14 protein-coding genes are annotated in these 16627 nt (G+C 41.8%); 3 read left to right on the forward strand and 11 right to left on the reverse strand.

Annotated features, from left to right (window positions below; translation table 11 throughout):
- Nucleotides 1-5: 5 nt before the first annotated feature.
- Nucleotides 6-1625, forward strand: coding sequence for an MGH1-like glycoside hydrolase domain-containing protein (locus IR083_RS02620; RefSeq protein ID WP_194223129.1), 1620 nt, complete (start codon nt 6-8; stop codon nt 1623-1625).
- Nucleotides 1622-2446 (forward strand): ROK family protein, encoded by an 825-nt coding sequence (locus IR083_RS02625; RefSeq protein WP_194223130.1) that lies wholly within the window; start codon nt 1622-1624, stop codon nt 2444-2446. The genes IR083_RS02620 and IR083_RS02625 overlap by 4 nt, the downstream gene beginning before the upstream one ends.
- A gap of 63 nt (nt 2447-2509) precedes the next feature.
- Here IR083_RS02625 and IR083_RS02630 read toward each other — a convergent pair whose 3' ends face one another.
- The 11 genes from IR083_RS02630 to IR083_RS02680 form a co-directional block, all read right to left on the reverse strand.
- A complete protein-coding gene (locus tag IR083_RS02630; RefSeq protein ID WP_006797764.1) occupies nt 2510-2935 on the reverse strand; it encodes a hypothetical protein in 426 nt (141 codons plus the stop codon).
- Between the two features lie 7 nt (nt 2936-2942).
- The gene (locus IR083_RS02635; protein ID WP_194223131.1) at nt 2943-4244 is read right to left on the reverse strand and encodes a phenylacetate--CoA ligase family protein; all 1302 of its coding nucleotides are present in this window, start codon (nt 4242-4244) and stop codon (nt 2943-2945) included.
- Between the two features lie 31 nt (nt 4245-4275).
- Nucleotides 4276-5586, reverse strand: a complete 1311-nt coding sequence (locus IR083_RS02640) for an aminotransferase class I/II-fold pyridoxal phosphate-dependent enzyme (RefSeq protein WP_194223132.1) — start codon at nt 5584-5586, stop codon at nt 4276-4278.
- A gap of 289 nt (nt 5587-5875) precedes the next feature.
- Nucleotides 5876-6460 carry an indolepyruvate oxidoreductase subunit beta gene (locus IR083_RS02645; protein ID WP_194223133.1) on the reverse strand — a complete coding sequence of 195 codons (585 nt, stop codon included), beginning with the start codon at nt 6458-6460 and terminating at the stop codon, nt 5876-5878.
- Between the two features lies 1 nt (nt 6461).
- On the reverse strand, nt 6462-8048 hold the full coding sequence (locus tag IR083_RS02650; protein WP_194223134.1) for a thiamine pyrophosphate-dependent enzyme: 1587 nt from the start codon (nt 8046-8048) through the stop codon (nt 6462-6464).
- On the reverse strand, nt 8049-8813 hold the full coding sequence (locus IR083_RS02655) for an amidohydrolase (protein ID WP_194223135.1): 765 nt from the start codon (nt 8811-8813) through the stop codon (nt 8049-8051).
- A gap of 136 nt (nt 8814-8949) precedes the next feature.
- Complete coding sequence (locus tag IR083_RS02660) at nt 8950-10023, reverse strand: AMP-binding protein (RefSeq protein WP_194223136.1); 1074 nt, start codon at nt 10021-10023, stop codon at nt 8950-8952.
- Between the two features lie 7 nt (nt 10024-10030).
- Nucleotides 10031-11089, reverse strand: a complete 1059-nt coding sequence (locus IR083_RS02665; protein WP_194223137.1) for an o-succinylbenzoate synthase — start codon at nt 11087-11089, stop codon at nt 10031-10033.
- Between the two features lie 116 nt (nt 11090-11205).
- The gene (gene menB / locus IR083_RS02670) at nt 11206-12027 is read right to left on the reverse strand and encodes a 1,4-dihydroxy-2-naphthoyl-CoA synthase (RefSeq protein ID WP_194223138.1); all 822 of its coding nucleotides are present in this window, start codon (nt 12025-12027) and stop codon (nt 11206-11208) included.
- 99 nt (nt 12028-12126) lie between these two features.
- Entirely contained in the window at nt 12127-13788 is a 1662-nt protein-coding gene (gene menD / locus IR083_RS02675) for a 2-succinyl-5-enolpyruvyl-6-hydroxy-3-cyclohexene-1-carboxylic-acid synthase (RefSeq protein WP_194223139.1), read from the reverse strand.
- 80 nt (nt 13789-13868) lie between these two features.
- Nucleotides 13869-14960 carry an isochorismate synthase gene (locus IR083_RS02680; protein ID WP_194223140.1) on the reverse strand — a complete coding sequence of 364 codons (1092 nt, stop codon included), beginning with the start codon at nt 14958-14960 and terminating at the stop codon, nt 13869-13871.
- A gap of 287 nt (nt 14961-15247) precedes the next feature.
- On the opposite strand from IR083_RS02680, the gene lpdA reads away from it, so the two are divergent.
- Nucleotides 15248-16597, forward strand: a complete 1350-nt coding sequence (gene lpdA / locus IR083_RS02685) for a dihydrolipoyl dehydrogenase (protein ID WP_194223141.1) — start codon at nt 15248-15250, stop codon at nt 16595-16597.
- The last annotated feature ends 30 nt before the right edge of the window (nt 16598-16627 follow it).

Genomic DNA, 16627 nt, shown 5'->3' on the forward strand with positions numbered 1-16627 from the left:
AGAATATGAGAAAAAAGATATTAAGTATTTCAATTATTGCTTCAAGCCTGTTATTCGGGACTTTTCACATCTATTCACAGGAAACAGGCGAAACCCCGCAGAAGTATAACCTGCCATATAAGAATACTTATGTGAAAGAGGCCTTGGTCACAGAAAATGAGTACCGCATAGCCAAGCCGGAGGAAATTGCCCCTAAAAGTTTTGAAGAGGCTAAGAACATATTACCCAACCCTATCTGGACAGGCCATGAAAAAGAATTGGAGATGTATTGGAAAGCCTGGCAGATAGCTATCAGTAATATCCGTCAGCCACAGAAAGGTTCCGGTTTTGTATCCAGTTATCTGGATACCGCGTATAACGGAAATATTTTCATGTGGGATTCATCCTTTATGATGATGTTTGCCCGCTATGGATACCGCTTCTTCCCGTTCCAACACACATTGGATAATTTTTACGCCAAACAGCACCCCGACGGATTTATCTGCCGTGAAATAAAAGCAGATGGAGCCGACTGCTTCGAACGATACGATCCAGTAAGTACAGGTCCGAACCTGCTTCCGTGGAGCGAGATTTTGTATTACAAGCAATACGGGGATAATGAACGCCTCAACAAAATTTTCCCGGCTCTTTGCGCCTACTATAAATGGCTGAAACTAAACCGCACATGGCCTAACGGTACATATTGGTCGAGCGGCTGGGGTACCGGCATGGACAATATGCCACGTGTACAGCCACAATACAGTATGATATACAGTCACGGACATATGGTATGGCTGGATGCATGCCTGCAACAAATACTGATGGCAAATATCCTGCTCGAAATAGGATTCTATCTCGAACGCTGGCAAGAGATTGAAGAATTTGAAGATGAGATAAAAGTACTCACAAAGTACGTTCACGACAATCTGTGGGACGAAAAAACCGGCTATTTATATGACCAGTACGCAGACGGCAGTTTGAATACGACTAAGGGAATCGGTGCATTCTGGGCTTTACATACCGATGTTCTGGATAAAACACAACTGGATAGAATGGTTACTGAACTGGAAAATACTAAAACATTCAACCGCCCGCACAGAGTACCGTCCCTTTCGGCTGACAACCCGAAATACAATCCTAAAGGACGCTACTGGCAAGGAGGCGTATGGCCGGGAACAAATTATATGGTTATTACCGGACTTGATAAAAAAGGATATACCGGACAGGCTAAAGAAATAGCGAAAAACCATTATAATAATGTATTCGAAGTATATAAAAACACCGGCACATTCTGGGAATATTATGCTCCGGAGGCTGCCGAGCCCGGATTTATGGCCCGTAAAGATTTTGTGGGCTGGGCGGGTTTGCCCCCTATTGCCATATTTATCGAATATATTCTGGGCATACGTTCCGACTATGCCAATCGTTCGCTTATATGGGATATCACCCAGACAGAAGCACACGGAATAGAACGTTATCCTTTCGGCCCCGACGGGCTTGTTACCCTGAAAGTAAACAAACGCAATTCGCAGGAAGATACGCCATCAGTAACAATAGAGACGAACGTTCCTTTCGAACTGACATTATACTGGGGAAAAGATAAGAGTAAGAAAGTAAGTATAAAAGAAGATAAGCAGACTCTATGAAAATAGGTATAGATTTAGGAGGCACAAATGTCCGGATGGGCATTGTATCGAACGGTAAAATAATCAGCAGGGTAACCGAACCATGCAAGGCTAACAAACCGGAAGAGGCTGTTATCGGTCAACTAAAAGGAATGATACACCAATTAATAAATCAGGATGTAGAAAGCATCGGTATAGGTGTTCCATCGGTAGTCGATGCCGAAAGAGGTATCGTCTACAATGTGGCGAATATACCTTCGTGGAAAGAAGTACACCTGAAAGATATCCTGGAAGAAGAATTCAAAATCCCGGTTTTTGTAAATAACGATTGCAATTGTTTTGCTCTCGGTGAATATTACTTCGGAGAAGGTAACGGATTCAACAATCTTGTCGCGGTTGCTTTAGGCACAGGAGTAGGCGCGGGAATAATTATCGATGGTAAATTATATAACGGAGATAATACCGGTGCCGGAGAAATCGGGTGCCTGCCTTATCTTGAGTACGATTATGAGTCCTATTGCAGCAGTTCATACTTTGTGAGGGAGCACGGAATTACCGGAAAAGAGGCTTTTGATAAAGCATCTGAAGGAGATGACGAAGCCTTAATGATATGGAAAGAAGCCGGACACCACATTGGTAACCTGATGAAAGTGATCCTTTTTGCATACGATCCCTCTGTTATAATTATGGGTGGCAGCATATCCAATGCTTATAAATTCTTTGCCCCTGCAATGATAGAAACATTAAATACGTTTCCTTACCCTGAAACTGTAAAAAAGGTAGAAATCAGAATATCAAAAAAGGAGGATATCAGCATATTAGGAGCTTCTGTCTTATACTAGTTTGATGATAAACGACCTTTGGCACAGAATCGAACCAAAGGTCGCTTTATTAGGGAAAGGATATCAGCATCCTTTTATCCTATCCTGGTTTAATAATTCGCAATTATTTACAGTCAATATCTCGACGCATTTTTTTATATCTGTTGGCCTTATAACCACATTGGCCCTCTCACCATTCGAAAAGGCATACATATATTCAATAAATACATCTTCCTTAGCCAAATATTCCAATATGGCAGCTAATGAACCCGGTGTATTGGGACACGACAGACAAAGCACATCATTTACACTTACTCCTAAATGAGCCTCTTTTAGTACTCTTACAGCCAAATCCACATCGGATACTATCAGACGTAAAATCCCGAAGTCGGCACTTTCAGCAAGGCTGAACGCTTTCATATTCACTCCATTCCTACCCAGTATATGTGCTACCTCATTTAGTCGTCCGGTCTTATTTTCTACAAAAATAGATAGTTGTTTTATTGTCATAAGCTAATCAATTAAAGATACGTTTATCAATTACACGCTGCGCCTTACCCTCACTTCGTTTGATACTGTAAGGCTCAACCAGTTTTATATCGGCACTGATTCCCAGTACGCTTTGCAGGCGATGAGCTATCTTCTTTTTCAATGCCATAATCTTTGAGATTTCATCCGAAAAATATCCGTCCCGGACTTCAACCTGTACCTCCAGTATATCCAGATTGTTTACGCGGTCTACTATCAGCAGATAGTGCGGTTCAAATTCTTCCATTTCCAGTATTACACTTTCTATCTGCGATGGAAACACATTCACTCCGCGGATAATCAGCATATCGTCGCTACGCCCTACTATACGGCTCATGCGCACACTGGTACGTCCACATTTACAAGGTTCTTCCGTCAATGAACAAAGGTCTTTGGTACGGTAACGCAATAAAGGTAAACCCTCCTTTGTAAGAGTGGTAAACACCAATTCTCCCTGTTCTCCATATGGCAATTGCTCTAATGTGTCAGGTGATACAATTTCCGGTAAAAAATGGTCATCTATAATATGCGAACCGTCTTTGTACCGACACTCGTGCGACACGCCCGGCCCCATTATCTCACTCAACCCATATATGTTGTAGGCATCTACGCCCAGCTTTGCTTCTATCTCTTTGCGCATATTCTCTGTCCATGGTTCCGCACCCAGAATGGCAGTTCGCAACCTGAATTCCTCACGGGGAATGCCTGTCTTCGCTATCGACTCTGCCAAATAAAGGGCATAAGACGGAGTACAGGCAAGAGCCGTAGCTCCAAAATCGCGTGCAAGCTGAATATGTTTAGCTGTATTTCCTGTAGACATGGGAATAACCGTTGCCCCCAAGTGTTCCACTCCATAGTGTAAACCTAGTCCTCCGGTAAAGAGTCCGTAACCATAGCCTACCGAAAAAATATCGTTCTGATCGGTACCGAAAGCACTCAGACAGCGGGCGGTCATCTCAGACCATATGGATAAATCGCGACGGGTATAACCTACTACAGTGGGTGTGCCAGTTGTTCCCGATGAGGCGTGCAGTCTCACAATCTGTGACATAGGCACTGCAAACAAACCGTAAGGATAATTGTCACGCAAATCCTGTTTTGTGGTAAAAGGTAGTTTTACGATATCCTCCACCGAACGAATGTCGCCGGGTGTAATATCCATCTCCTGCATTTTCTGTCTATAGAAAGGAGTACTGTGATATACCTTCTCCACCAGCTTACGCAGACGCTCACCTTGCAGGTTTCGTTTATCCTCGAGGCTCATGCACTCTTTCGGTTCGTTCCAAATCATAATATATTAGTTTTTTTAGTCGTTTATGTTATCAATGGTCTAATTTGAAAAATCTTAATCGTTCATCTAATACAGTATATAGATCTTCACTCATACGCGAACAGCATGCTCTGATACCTTGTTGCTCGCTTCCTGTAGTAGACAAAGCGATAGAACTTATTCCATAATATAACAACTCCCGCATCAGTTCGGCGCAAGACATATCATTGTAACCGATTGTGAAAAAGAAGCCATCGGAAATATCCCTGTCTATATCCTTGTCATATACCACATGAAATCCGTACTTATTGAATAACTCCTTCATCCGGCAGGCACGCCTGCCATATTCGCTTGTCTCTTTTACAAAGTCTAATTCACCATCCGATGCAGCCTTTAGCATTGCTGCGTAACCATACTGTGTAGAATGGGTTATGCCGGAGGTAATCATATACAATATTTCCCCTATAAATGTAGAACCGAAAATACCTGAGCCGGAATACTTCTCTGCCAATGATTCAAATTTACGAAAAAATAATGGGTCCGAAATACAAAGCACCGCGGCACGTTGTCCCGCATAACTGAATATCTTAGATGACGAAAGCATCAAAATATAATTGTCTGTATATCTTGCTACAGTAGGAACAAAAGGCGGTTGGAAAGGCTTACCGAAATCGGTACGAAAATCCATAGCGAAATAGGCTAAATCTTCAATAACGACCGCATCATATTTTGTAGCCAATTCTCCTATTATCTGCAATTCATCTCCCGTAAGGCAAATCCATGCCGGATTATTGGGGTTGGAATAAACAACAGATGATATATTTCCTCTTTCCAATAACCCTTCAAGTTTAGCTTTCAATCCTGCACCTCTGTGATTGTAAACATCAAATTCGATATATGGAATATCAAGTATCTTCAATTGAGATTTCTGTATGGGGAATCCGGGATCGATAAACAATACAGTATCTTTTTCTTTATCCCGTTGATTACAAACTATAAATGAGCTGAAAGAGCCTGCAACAGAACCTGTAACCGGTATGCATGAGCCGGATGATATATCAACATCGAGAAACGCTTTAACAAAACGGGATGCTTCTTCCTTCAACACAGGAACACCTGCGGCAGCAGGATACATCGAAGCCACACCCTCATCTAACGCTTTCTTTTCCGCATCTATACCTATCTGGCAAGGCTTAAGACCGGGTACACCCTGATCCATACGGATAAAAGGGATGCCTGTAACCTGTTCAAGTCGCGATGCCAAAAGTAACACTTCACCGATGGTAGCTTTCTCGAGATTTGTTATTTTCAGTTCGTCGACAACCTGATTTATGAGTTCCTGACTAAATACTCTGTTTTGCATATTATAAACTGCTTGTTAAAATCTGACATATCTGACACTTTTTTCACTATCCTCATCTTAAAATTTCACTTTTATTAACTATACATAGTTAAAAGGTAACAGAAGTAACACTATTTACGCTTTCTTCATTCGTGTTACTTATTACTTAAAACTATTCAAAGAACTACCGGCTAACAGCTATCTACATAGATAAACTTTTACCTCAAAAATATAGTCTTTATACATTTAGCCTGCAATACTCCCGGATATTTCGTTCCTCAAGCATGACAAACAAGAATCATTCTTCTTATTATTTCACTTGTTTTCTGCCTGCACTTTGTCCTTCTCTGAAAGCTTTTATATTCATCTCCACTACAGACTCGCCTTTGCGACCGAATACCTGCGCAATAGCTTCTTCCAGTTTTGACGCTTCTATACCCAATATTACGGATGCGGCCCCAAGCAACACCATATTGGCAGCCCTGGCCACTTTAGCATCTTTAGCAATAGCATCCACATCCAGAAGTATGACATTAGGCAATGATGATAATTCTTTGAGGATCGTATCCAACCCGGGATAATTGGGAATATTGACATAAGGAGAAATATTTGTCACCACCCAGCCCTCTTCCGATAAGTATGGAATATAACGTAAAGCCTCCATCGGTTCCAATGATATAATGGCATCGGCAGTTCCTTTTGCAATCAGGTCGGAATGTATTGGATTTGACGATATGCGAAGATTAGATTGTACATCCCCTCCCCGTTGGCTCATTCCATGTACTTCAGCCTGTTTGATATGTAATCCCTCGCGAAGCGATGCTTCTCCAATAATGGCAGCAATGGAAAGTATCCCTTGCCCGCCTACACCTGAAAGTATTATATCGAGTTTCATATTATTTTTTCTTTGTATGTTTTTTCAGTGTCTGTATACATTCTCTGCGGGGAATAATAACTGAAACACCATTATATTCAATTTCTTCACGAATAATATTCTTTATCTCCTCTATATTCTTCGGTAACGGAATCACAATGCGCAGGTGTTCTTTTTCCACCCCCACACCAAAGCATATATCTTCCAATTTTTCGTATCCTGCCGAATCCTGCCCTCCGGTCATAGCCGTAGTCAAATTATCTGAAATAACAATGGTCACACTGGCATTCGAATTTACTGCATCTAACAATCCGGTAATTCCTGAATGAGTGAAAGTGGAATCGCCAATAACCGCTATCGATGGGAACAAACCTCCATCAGCAGCACCTTTAGCCATCGTTATGGACGCACCCATATCCACACAGGTATCTATGGCCCGGAAAGGTGGCAATGCTCCAAGCGTATAACAACCTATATCACTAAACACTTTCGCATTTTCATATTCACGAAGCACTTCATTCAATGCGTCATACACGTCCCTATGTCCACAACCTGTACAAAGTGCCGGCGGACGGGGTACAACATTTTCACTTGCCCCCTGATACACTTTAGCAGCAAAACCTAATGCAGAACGAACATTATCGGGAGTTAGTTCTCCTACCCGTGGCAACTCTCCTGTCAGGCGTCCTTTAACCTTTCCTGTTTCATCCAGCAATCCGCGAAGCTGTTCCTCTACAAAAGGTTGTCCGTCTTCGAGAATCAAGACCTCATCGCATTCATTCAGCACTTCCCGTATAAGCTCTTTCGGCAAAGGATACTGTGATATTTTTAACACAGTGCGGTCACATCCGTCCGGAAAACTCTCCATCAAGTAGTTATACCCTATTCCGCAAGCAATGATACCTTGCCTGCTACCCTTCTTATAAAGATTATAAGGGGATTCGGTCGAAATCTTCTCCAATTCGGGTTGTGCAGCCAAAAGTTCGTTATATCTTCTTCTTGCATTTACAGGAAGTAGCACCCAACGGGATTTATCTTCGGGAAAATTTATTTCGTTCTGCTCTCTGATTTCTGATATTTCAACCACAGCACGCGAATGTGCCATACGGGTAGTCAGCCTCATCAATACAGGCAATTCGTATTTTTCCGAAATATCGAAAGCATAACGAACCATATCATATGCCTCCTGTTGCGACGATGGTTCGAATATAGGCGTAAACGCAAACTTACCATAGAAACGTGAGTCCTGCTCATTCTGTGAAGAATGCATCGAGGGGTCGTCGGCCACTAAGACTACCAGCCCGCCGTTCGTTCCTGTCATTGCCGAATTAATAAAAGCATCGGCTGCAACATTCAGTCCTACATGCTTCATACATACCAATGCCCGCTTTCCAATATAGGACACGCCTAGAGCCGTTTCCACAGCAGTTTTTTCATTGGTACACCATTGACTGTGAATATTCCGCTCCTTTGCTAATGGTGAATCCTGAATGTATTCCGTAATTTCTGTAGAAGGCGTTCCGGGATAAGCATAAACTCCCGTAATGCCTGCATGGATAGCACCCAGGGCAATAGCCTGGTCACCCAGCATTAATAGTTTTTCTCTCATTTAATTGATTATTCTGTATTTATCGGCATCGTTAAGCGCCGGAAATTTTTCACGAAAGTCTTTTAACATCTGCATATCTATCTTCCCGCAAACTGCATCTTCTTGCCCGTCTTCTGCCGATACGATCGATTTGCCCATATAATCGAGCAATACTGTACCTCCGATATAGCTATTTCCAAGGTCATCTCCTACCCTGTTTACTCCGGCCACATAGCAAAGATTCTCGATAGCCCGTGCTTTGAGCAGTGTATTCCATGCATCGATACGGACAGTAGGCCAATTGGCAACGTAGATAATCATATCATAATCTCCCCTGTTTCTGGAAAATACAGGAAAGCGCAGATCATAACAGATTTGCAGCAATATTCTTACACCCTTATATTCCACTATCACCCTCTCGTTTCCCGCTGCGTATTCTTTGTCTTCACCTGAGAATGTAAACAGATGCTTCTTATTATAGGCGGCATAACTGCCATCGGGTTTTACGAAATAGAAACGGTTGTAATATTTGCCGTCTTCTTCTACAGAGACACTTCCTGCAATCGCCGCCTTCTTTTTCATAGCGATTGTTTGCATCCAATGAAGAGTCGGGGAGCCAGCCTTCTCAGCAACTTCTGCGGGGGCCATACAAAAACCGGAGGTAAACATTTCAGGTAAGATAACCAAATCTGCTTGTGGTAACGTGTCCATTATCGTCTCTGCGTGCGTCCTGTTTTCATTTGGCTTTTGCCACTGTATGTCGGTTTGTAATAGTATAATGTTCATGTGCATTAGATATATGCACCGAAGATAAAGATTTTTAGCGAAAAGCCGAAATGACAATTTGCAATTTTAAATGATTTAAGGATATTATTTTACTAATTATATGAAAAGAGTTTGAACAAGATGATAAAATATCTCATTAAAGTTCACTTACCAACTTCTTCAATTCCATACGGTTTATCTTACCCGTCTCTGTTAAAGGAATTTTATCCACCTTAATAATCTTTTTAGGAATGTAATATGTAGGCTGGATATCTTTCAATATCTCCGGATCAACATCTTTTTCCACAGCAAGAATCAGTGCTTCTCCAAATTTAGGATCGGGAAGAGATGTAACGGCAAAAGAACTATTGATAAGAGGCTTCAATATCTTTTCAACTTCTTCTATCTGAATCTTTATTCCTCCGCTGTTAATTACATTATCTTTGCGTCCTGTGATACGGAAACTTCCGTCTTTATCTATCTCCGCAATATCGTTTGTATAAAGTTTTTCACTTGTTACCAACGGCGCATCTATTATCAATGTATTATCATCCGACAATGATAGTGCAACCGATGGAAACGGGATATATGATCCGGAAACACTCTCTCCGTTCAGCCTGCGCAAAGCAATGTGTGAAAGGGTCTCGGTCATTCCATATGTAGAATATATGTTATTAGGAAAAAAATTCAGTTTTTCTTCCAGACGGAAGTCAACCGCTCCTCCTCCTATTATAAGATTTTTTATTTTTTCCAGTTTCTTCTGTTCTTTTTCAGATTGCAAGCTATTATACACCTGCATAGGAATCATCGCTGCAAAATCGAATGTTACTTTTGTATCTTTCAACGGATTGCCCGAAGGAGTAACAGGATACAAATCCATGCCTGCGATCAACGCACGTACCACCATCATTTTACCTGCAATATAATCCAGTGACATACACAGCAGGGCTTTGTTCCCTTCTTTTAATCCGAGGAAAGAACAGGTAAGTTCCGCACTGCGCATCATCCGCTCTTTTTCCACCATCATTTCTTTGGGTACACCTGTTGAACCTGATGTTTGCACCCTGATCAACGGTGAACGGGAAAACCACTCCTTCAGAAATAAATAAAGACTGTAATGAAAATCCGACTTGAGGGCAAAGGCCGGTATTCCTTTGCTCCGGAAAATATCAGGAGTATAAGACCCGCCGTCTATTGTTATTATTTGCCTTTTTATATAAAGCTGATACATTTTTAAGTTACAAATTAAGAAACGAACTGTTCACTGGAAAGTATTCACTGTTGACTATCCAAAGACAATCATCTTGTATAAACAATGGCATCTCTATATTGTTCGTATATAAGCCTCCCGTGCCAAGCCCTTGAGGAAGCGGATTATTGTAAGTAGAACACCATTGAGCTATCGCGTTCAGCCCGATATTCGATTCCAAAGCAGAAGTTATCCACCAGCCGATATCCATTGACCGGGCCAATTCTATCCATTCCGTTGCACCGATGATTCCTCCATGTAAGGTCGGTTTCAGAATAATGTATTGTGGTTTTATAGTTTCCAGCAAGCGTTTCTTTTCTTCAGGATGATTAACTCCGATCAGCTCTTCGTCGAGTGCTATCGGCAAAGGCGTTATTTCTGTTAGTCCGGACATATCGTCCCATTGCCCGGCGCGAATAGGTTGTTCGATAGAATGCAAATTCAGTTCGGCCAGTCGCTTCAATTTTTCCAGTGCATCGTTCGGCGAAAATGCCCCATTTGCATCCACTCGCAAGGTTATTTTATCAGCACCGTAATGTTTTCGGATATATCGAAGCAGGTCTAATTCCTGTTCAAAATTAATGGCTCCTATCTTAAGTTTCACACAGCGAAAACCCTGATTCAGCTTAGATTCGATCTGTTCGAGCATGTAATCATAATCGCCCATCCAGATAAGCCCGTTGATAGGAATCCCTTTCTCTCCCCGGGCAAACGGAGTATCCCATAAACGGAAACTACCTTGCTCCAACTGTCTCATTGCCGTCTCCAGACCAAAGAGAACGGATGGATACGGACGCAATGCTTCTATATCCAGTTTTCCGTCCTGCTCCAGTTTTTGACAAAAGTAAGATAGCCTATCCTCATAATTTTCGTCATAGTCGCAGCTAAGATCAAAAAGCGGGGCACACTCGCCCATCCCCCATCGTTCGGAATCGGATATATCAGTCACTATCACATACCATATCTTATGGTCGTGATAAACTCCACGCGATGTTCCTGCAGGACGCTTGAAATGGAGAGTATGGGGTATGATCCGGGTTTTAAGCATATCGGCCCCTCCTAGCCTCCCCAAAGGGGAGTAATTCAAAGAAAGTATATATTAGTAATCATCTTTTATCTTTTCGAGGCTTTGCCTAAAGTCCCCTTCGGGGGATTTAAGGGGCCTTACGGAAACTTAGGAAACTTCTTAAAGTCCGGCTTACGCTTTTCGAGGAATGCATGCTTTCCTTCCTGCGCCTCATCTGTCAGATAATAAAGTAAAGTCGCATTTCCGGCCAGTTCCTGAATACCGGATTGCCCGTCAAGTTCGGCATTGAGTCCCATTTTTATCATACGCAGCGCCATAGGGCTGTGCTGCATCATTTCGTGTGCCCATTTCACAGTTTCGTCTTCCAGCTGATCGAAAGGCACAACAGTATTTACCAGGCCCATATCCAAAGCTTCCTGCGCTGAATACTGACGACAAAGAAACCATATTTCACGAGCCTTTTTTTGTCCTACTATACGCGCCAGATATGATGAGCCGAATCCGGCATCAAAACTGCCCACACGAGGACCAGTCTGTCCGAATATTGCATTTTCCGAAGCAATAGACAGGTCGCAAACAACATGCAGTACATGTCCACCACCAATAGCATAACCGTTTACCATAGCAATAACAGGCTTAGGCATTGAGCGTATTTGTTTCTGCACTTCAAGCACCTGCAAGCGTGGGACACCATCTTTACCTATATATCCGCCTTTACCTTTTACATTCTGGTCTCCTCCAGCACAGAAGGCTTTATCTCCCGCGCCTGTAAGCACTACGACATAGATATCCTGATTTTCGTGACATATACGAAGCGCATCACTGATCTCCATAGTCGTGGTAGGAGTAAATGCGTTGCGGTAACGCGGACGGTTGATTGTTATACGACCTATCCCTTCGAAATAATCGAACAGGATTTCTTCATATCCTTTAATGGTTTGCCATTCTCTTGTTGCCATAATATTTTAGTTTATTAATTTGCCAATTAATTAATATGCCAATTTGCCAATATTACCAAACTAATCATCGACACATTTTCACATTGGCATATCAGCTCATTATTTTAGTTTATGATAATAGTCCTTAAAAACTGCTTTGCTTATTTCCATATCAGTAATTACTTCAAGCACCATAGACTCCTGGATCGTCTCATTCATAAATGTTTCGAAAGCCTTACTCAGTTCTTCCCCGCTGGTAGCCGAAAGATATTGCATGCCCGAAGCACGCACCCATTCCCCAGCTCCGGTATTATGCGTTGCAGCAACATATTGCTTCAGCGATGGAGCCTTATTCAATCCCGGTAGCAGGTGGAAAATACCGCCGCCACCATTATTGACGAGCAGTATCCGGAGATTCTTTATATGTGAAATATTCCACAGTGAATTCAGTCCGTAAAAGAAACTCAGATCACCAATAACCAAATAGGTTATGCCCTCGTAAACGGATGCAAAACCAATAGCCGAAGGCAATGAACTTTCTATACCATTAGTCCCACGATTACAAAATACATTTACCGATTTATCCAATGAGTAAAGCTGTGCATTGCGCACCGCAGAGCTATTTGCCAAATGCAAAACAGAATTCTCAGGTAAGCATTTCAGAAAATCACCCGTGGCCCGGATATCAGAAAAAGGTGTTTCAGAAGACGGTTCCGTTATCTTCTCCGAAGCCTCTTTCCATAAGCCGGAATATGGCCTTTGTTCATCTGCTGAAATGGCATTATACAAAGCATTGAGAAATTTCTCGTTATCAGTCTCAACCAAATCTGTGAGGGATTGGAAAAGATCTACCACTTCGCCCGACGGTGTAATATGCCAGTGATTTACAGGCTTATTTCCTCTTAGAAACTGCTTCAATCGCTTTGAAACGATATGCCCGCCGACGGTAATAACCAAATCGGGAACAAAATCAGTCTTCTTTTCTTCGGGGATAGCATATAATAAAGCATCGAAATTGGATATAAACGATGGAGAAATACAATTGGACAGGTGCTCTACCAAAACGATGCAGTCATTCCGTTTTACTAATTTCTCCAAAACCTCTATTAATCCGGGTGATTTTGGCAATTGCCCAGCTATAATCATACGTTTAGGCAGATGATTCCATTTATCTGAGAAAGGTGTTATATCAATCGATTTTTCTGTAGAGGCAAAATTTATTCTTCTCACTCCGGGAAGTTCCTCCACCGAATAATCAAATAACGGTTCCGATATAGGTACATTGATATGTGCAGGACCCGGAGCATCAGCCACACATGCAATCAAAGTCTCATTTATAAGGCGGTTGCAAAACCATGTATCCTGTTCTGTTTCTATTTCCGGCAGATTCACAGATTTCTTTACCAATGAACCGAAAGCTCCCGCCTGCGGCAATGTCTGCCCATCCATTTGTCCTATCCACTCCTGCGAACGGTCTGCCGAAACCACTATCAGTGGTAATTGCTGGTAGTATGCCTCTGCTACAGCCGGGGCATAATTGAGCAAGGCGGTACCCGATGTACAACAGATTACGACAGGCTTACGCGTACACTGGATAATACCCAATGCATAGAATGCCGCATTGCGCTCGTCCACGATTACATGACAATCGAAAGACGAATCCTGCGAAAATGTCTGCATCAATGGTGCATTGCGTGAACCGGGAGACATTACCACATGCCGTATCCCGTAAGCCTTGAGTATCGCTACCGTTTGTAATACATTTTTCTTTACTGAGAACATTTTAGTTACAATTTGTAAGTGAAAAACGAAAAGTGAAAAGTGAAAAATACTTTTAATTCTTCGTTCTTCATTTTTCACTTTTAAATTACCGACAATATCGTTTGCAATTTATTTTCTGTTTCTTCCCATTCCGATTTCAGTTCGGAAGAAAGAAGCATACCTCCTCCGGCATAAAGCCGAAGCAAATCATCTCCCATCTGCATACATCTCAGGTTTACATATAAGCGGCTGCTACCATCAATATCCAATGGACCTACAAACCCCGAATAATAACGACGGTCATACGATTCATTCTTAAGAATAAAATCGAAAGCCGATTCTTTCGGAAACCCGCATACCGCAGGACTAGGATGCAACAAGGCAAGCAGATCCCCTATCTTGTATCCATCTTTCAGTTTAAACGAGAATTTGGTTTTCAGATGCTCTATATTTCCTGCCTGTGCAGTAAATGGGCCGCTTTGGATTACATTTCCACACAGTTGATCAAGCTGCTGCTGCATATAATCAACAACAATCTGCTGCTCCTTCCGGTTTTTATCATCCCACTCTTCGGACGATACTTTTTTTGTACCTGCCAGCGCTACAGTTTTATATACTCCATCCTGCTCCGACACTAGTAATTCGGGAGAAATACCCATCCAGGACCCGGTTTGGGGAGTATTACAGAGAAATACAAAGTTGGAATGATATTTCCCACATGCCTCATGGAAAGCCCTACCTGCCGAAAAACTATTTTTCCGTTCCACATCTAATGTGCGGGAAAGCACCAGTTTTTGCAATTTATTTTCAGACAACGCTGAATAGAAAGTAGTATAGTCAGAGCTATATTGGGTGAACGAATTAACGGAGGTCTGATTATGAATATTAATCGCCGATAAAATCCCTTCAGAATGATAATCTGATAAATAGCTGAATACTACCGCTTCTCCTTTCAGACAGATATCAGGGTGAATGACAATAAGAGGAGTATCTTCCGAGATACGAAAAGGAGCGATAACAAAACCTGTCTTTCCATTCAGATCGGACAAAGAATCTAAACATAAAGCAGCCTGTGATGTTTGTAATACCAGATGTATATCTTGTTGCCTTGCCTGCCTGTATACGGCAAAGGATACATTTTTTTCAATCAGGGAATCAAAAATACTATAATCGAAATCTTGATTAAATTCCATTTAAAACATAACGTTGATTAAAATCTAATTTACAAAAGTACACTAAATAGGGCATCATACAGCTATATTCAGTTGACTTTTTCACTTCAAAATATGTTGTACAACACATTTACAGACTTATATTTTTTTTCATGCAAAGCTACAATCGTTTCACATGCATGAATTTGTAACATTGAGTTTGCATTATAGATAGAATCTATCTAATAGATATAATCAATTTCTATAAAACAAAATGTTAAACAGCATTGTTAATCAAGCACTAAATAAGATATTAAATAATAACAACTATGGAACATGATATAGCAATTATCGGAGGTGGCCCGGCAGGATACAATGCTGCTGAAAAGGCTGCCCTGAACGGTTTGAGAACAATACTCTTCGAGAAAAACGCAATCGGGGGTGTTTGTCTGAACGAAGGGTGTATCCCGACCAAGACATTACTCTATTCAGCTAAAACACTGGATAATATAAAAAGTGCGTCAAAATATGGTATCTCTGTAGAAGGCGAACCGACCTTCGACCTGTCTAAAATTATATCCCGAAAAGACAAGGTTGTAAAAAAACTGACTGCCGGTGTAAGTGCCAAACTGAATTTCAACGGGGTAACTGTCGTGCAGAGTGCAGCCAACATTGTGAATGAAGATAACGGGTTGTTTCACATTAAAAGCGGTGATAGTACTTACTCCGTAAAATATATATTATTGTGTACCGGCTCCGAAACTATTATCCCGCCTATCAAAGGACTGTCGGAAGTAGATTACTGGACATCAAAAGAGGCTTTGGAATCGAAAGAATTACCTAAATCCCTGGCCATTATCGGCGGCGGTGTTATCGGTATCGAATTTGCTTCATTCTTTAACAGTATGGGAGTGAAAGTAAATGTAATAGAAATGATGCCCGAAATACTCGGTGCAATGGATAAAGAAACCTCTGCCATGCTACGTACCGACTACACAAAGAAAGGGGTTACTTTCCGCCTGAACACAAAAGTAGTGGAAGTAACCAAAAAAGGTGTTGTAGTAGAAAAAGACGGCAAATCAGAAACCATCGAAGCCGACCGCATACTCGTAAGCGTAGGCCGCAGGCCGATAGTAAAAGGCTTCGGACTCGAGAATCTGAATATTGAAATGCTGAAAAACGGCATTAAAGTGAATGAGTACATGCAGACCAGCAATCCTCGTGTATATGCCGCAGGTGATGTTACCGGATTCTCATTACTGGCTCACACAGCGATTCGTGAAGGCGAGGTTGCTATAAGCCATATTGTAGGCGAAGATGATAAGATGAGCTACAAAGCCATCCCCGGAGTGGTTTATACCAACCCTGAACTAGCGGGTGTAGGTAAAACAGAAGAAGAACTGAATGCAAACGGCGAATCATTCCGTGTACTGAAACTGCCAATGGCCTATTCGGGCCGTTTCGTAGCCGAAAATGAGGTGGGAAACGGGCTATGTAAGATAATAGTGGATGACGACGACCGCATCATCGGTTGTCATATGCTCGGTAATCCGGCATCGGAACTCATTGTTATTGCAGGAATAGCAATTGAAAACGGCGACACAGTGGAAGAATTCCGCAAACATGTATATCCTCACCCTACCGTGAGCGAAATTATACATGAAACGTTATTCTCATGAATTATAATTTCAAGATTTCAAAATCTCAGA

The sequence above is a fragment of the Dysgonomonas sp. GY75 genome, from assembly GCF_015234155.1.
Lineage (GTDB): Bacteria > Bacteroidota > Bacteroidia > Bacteroidales > Dysgonomonadaceae > Dysgonomonas > Dysgonomonas gadei.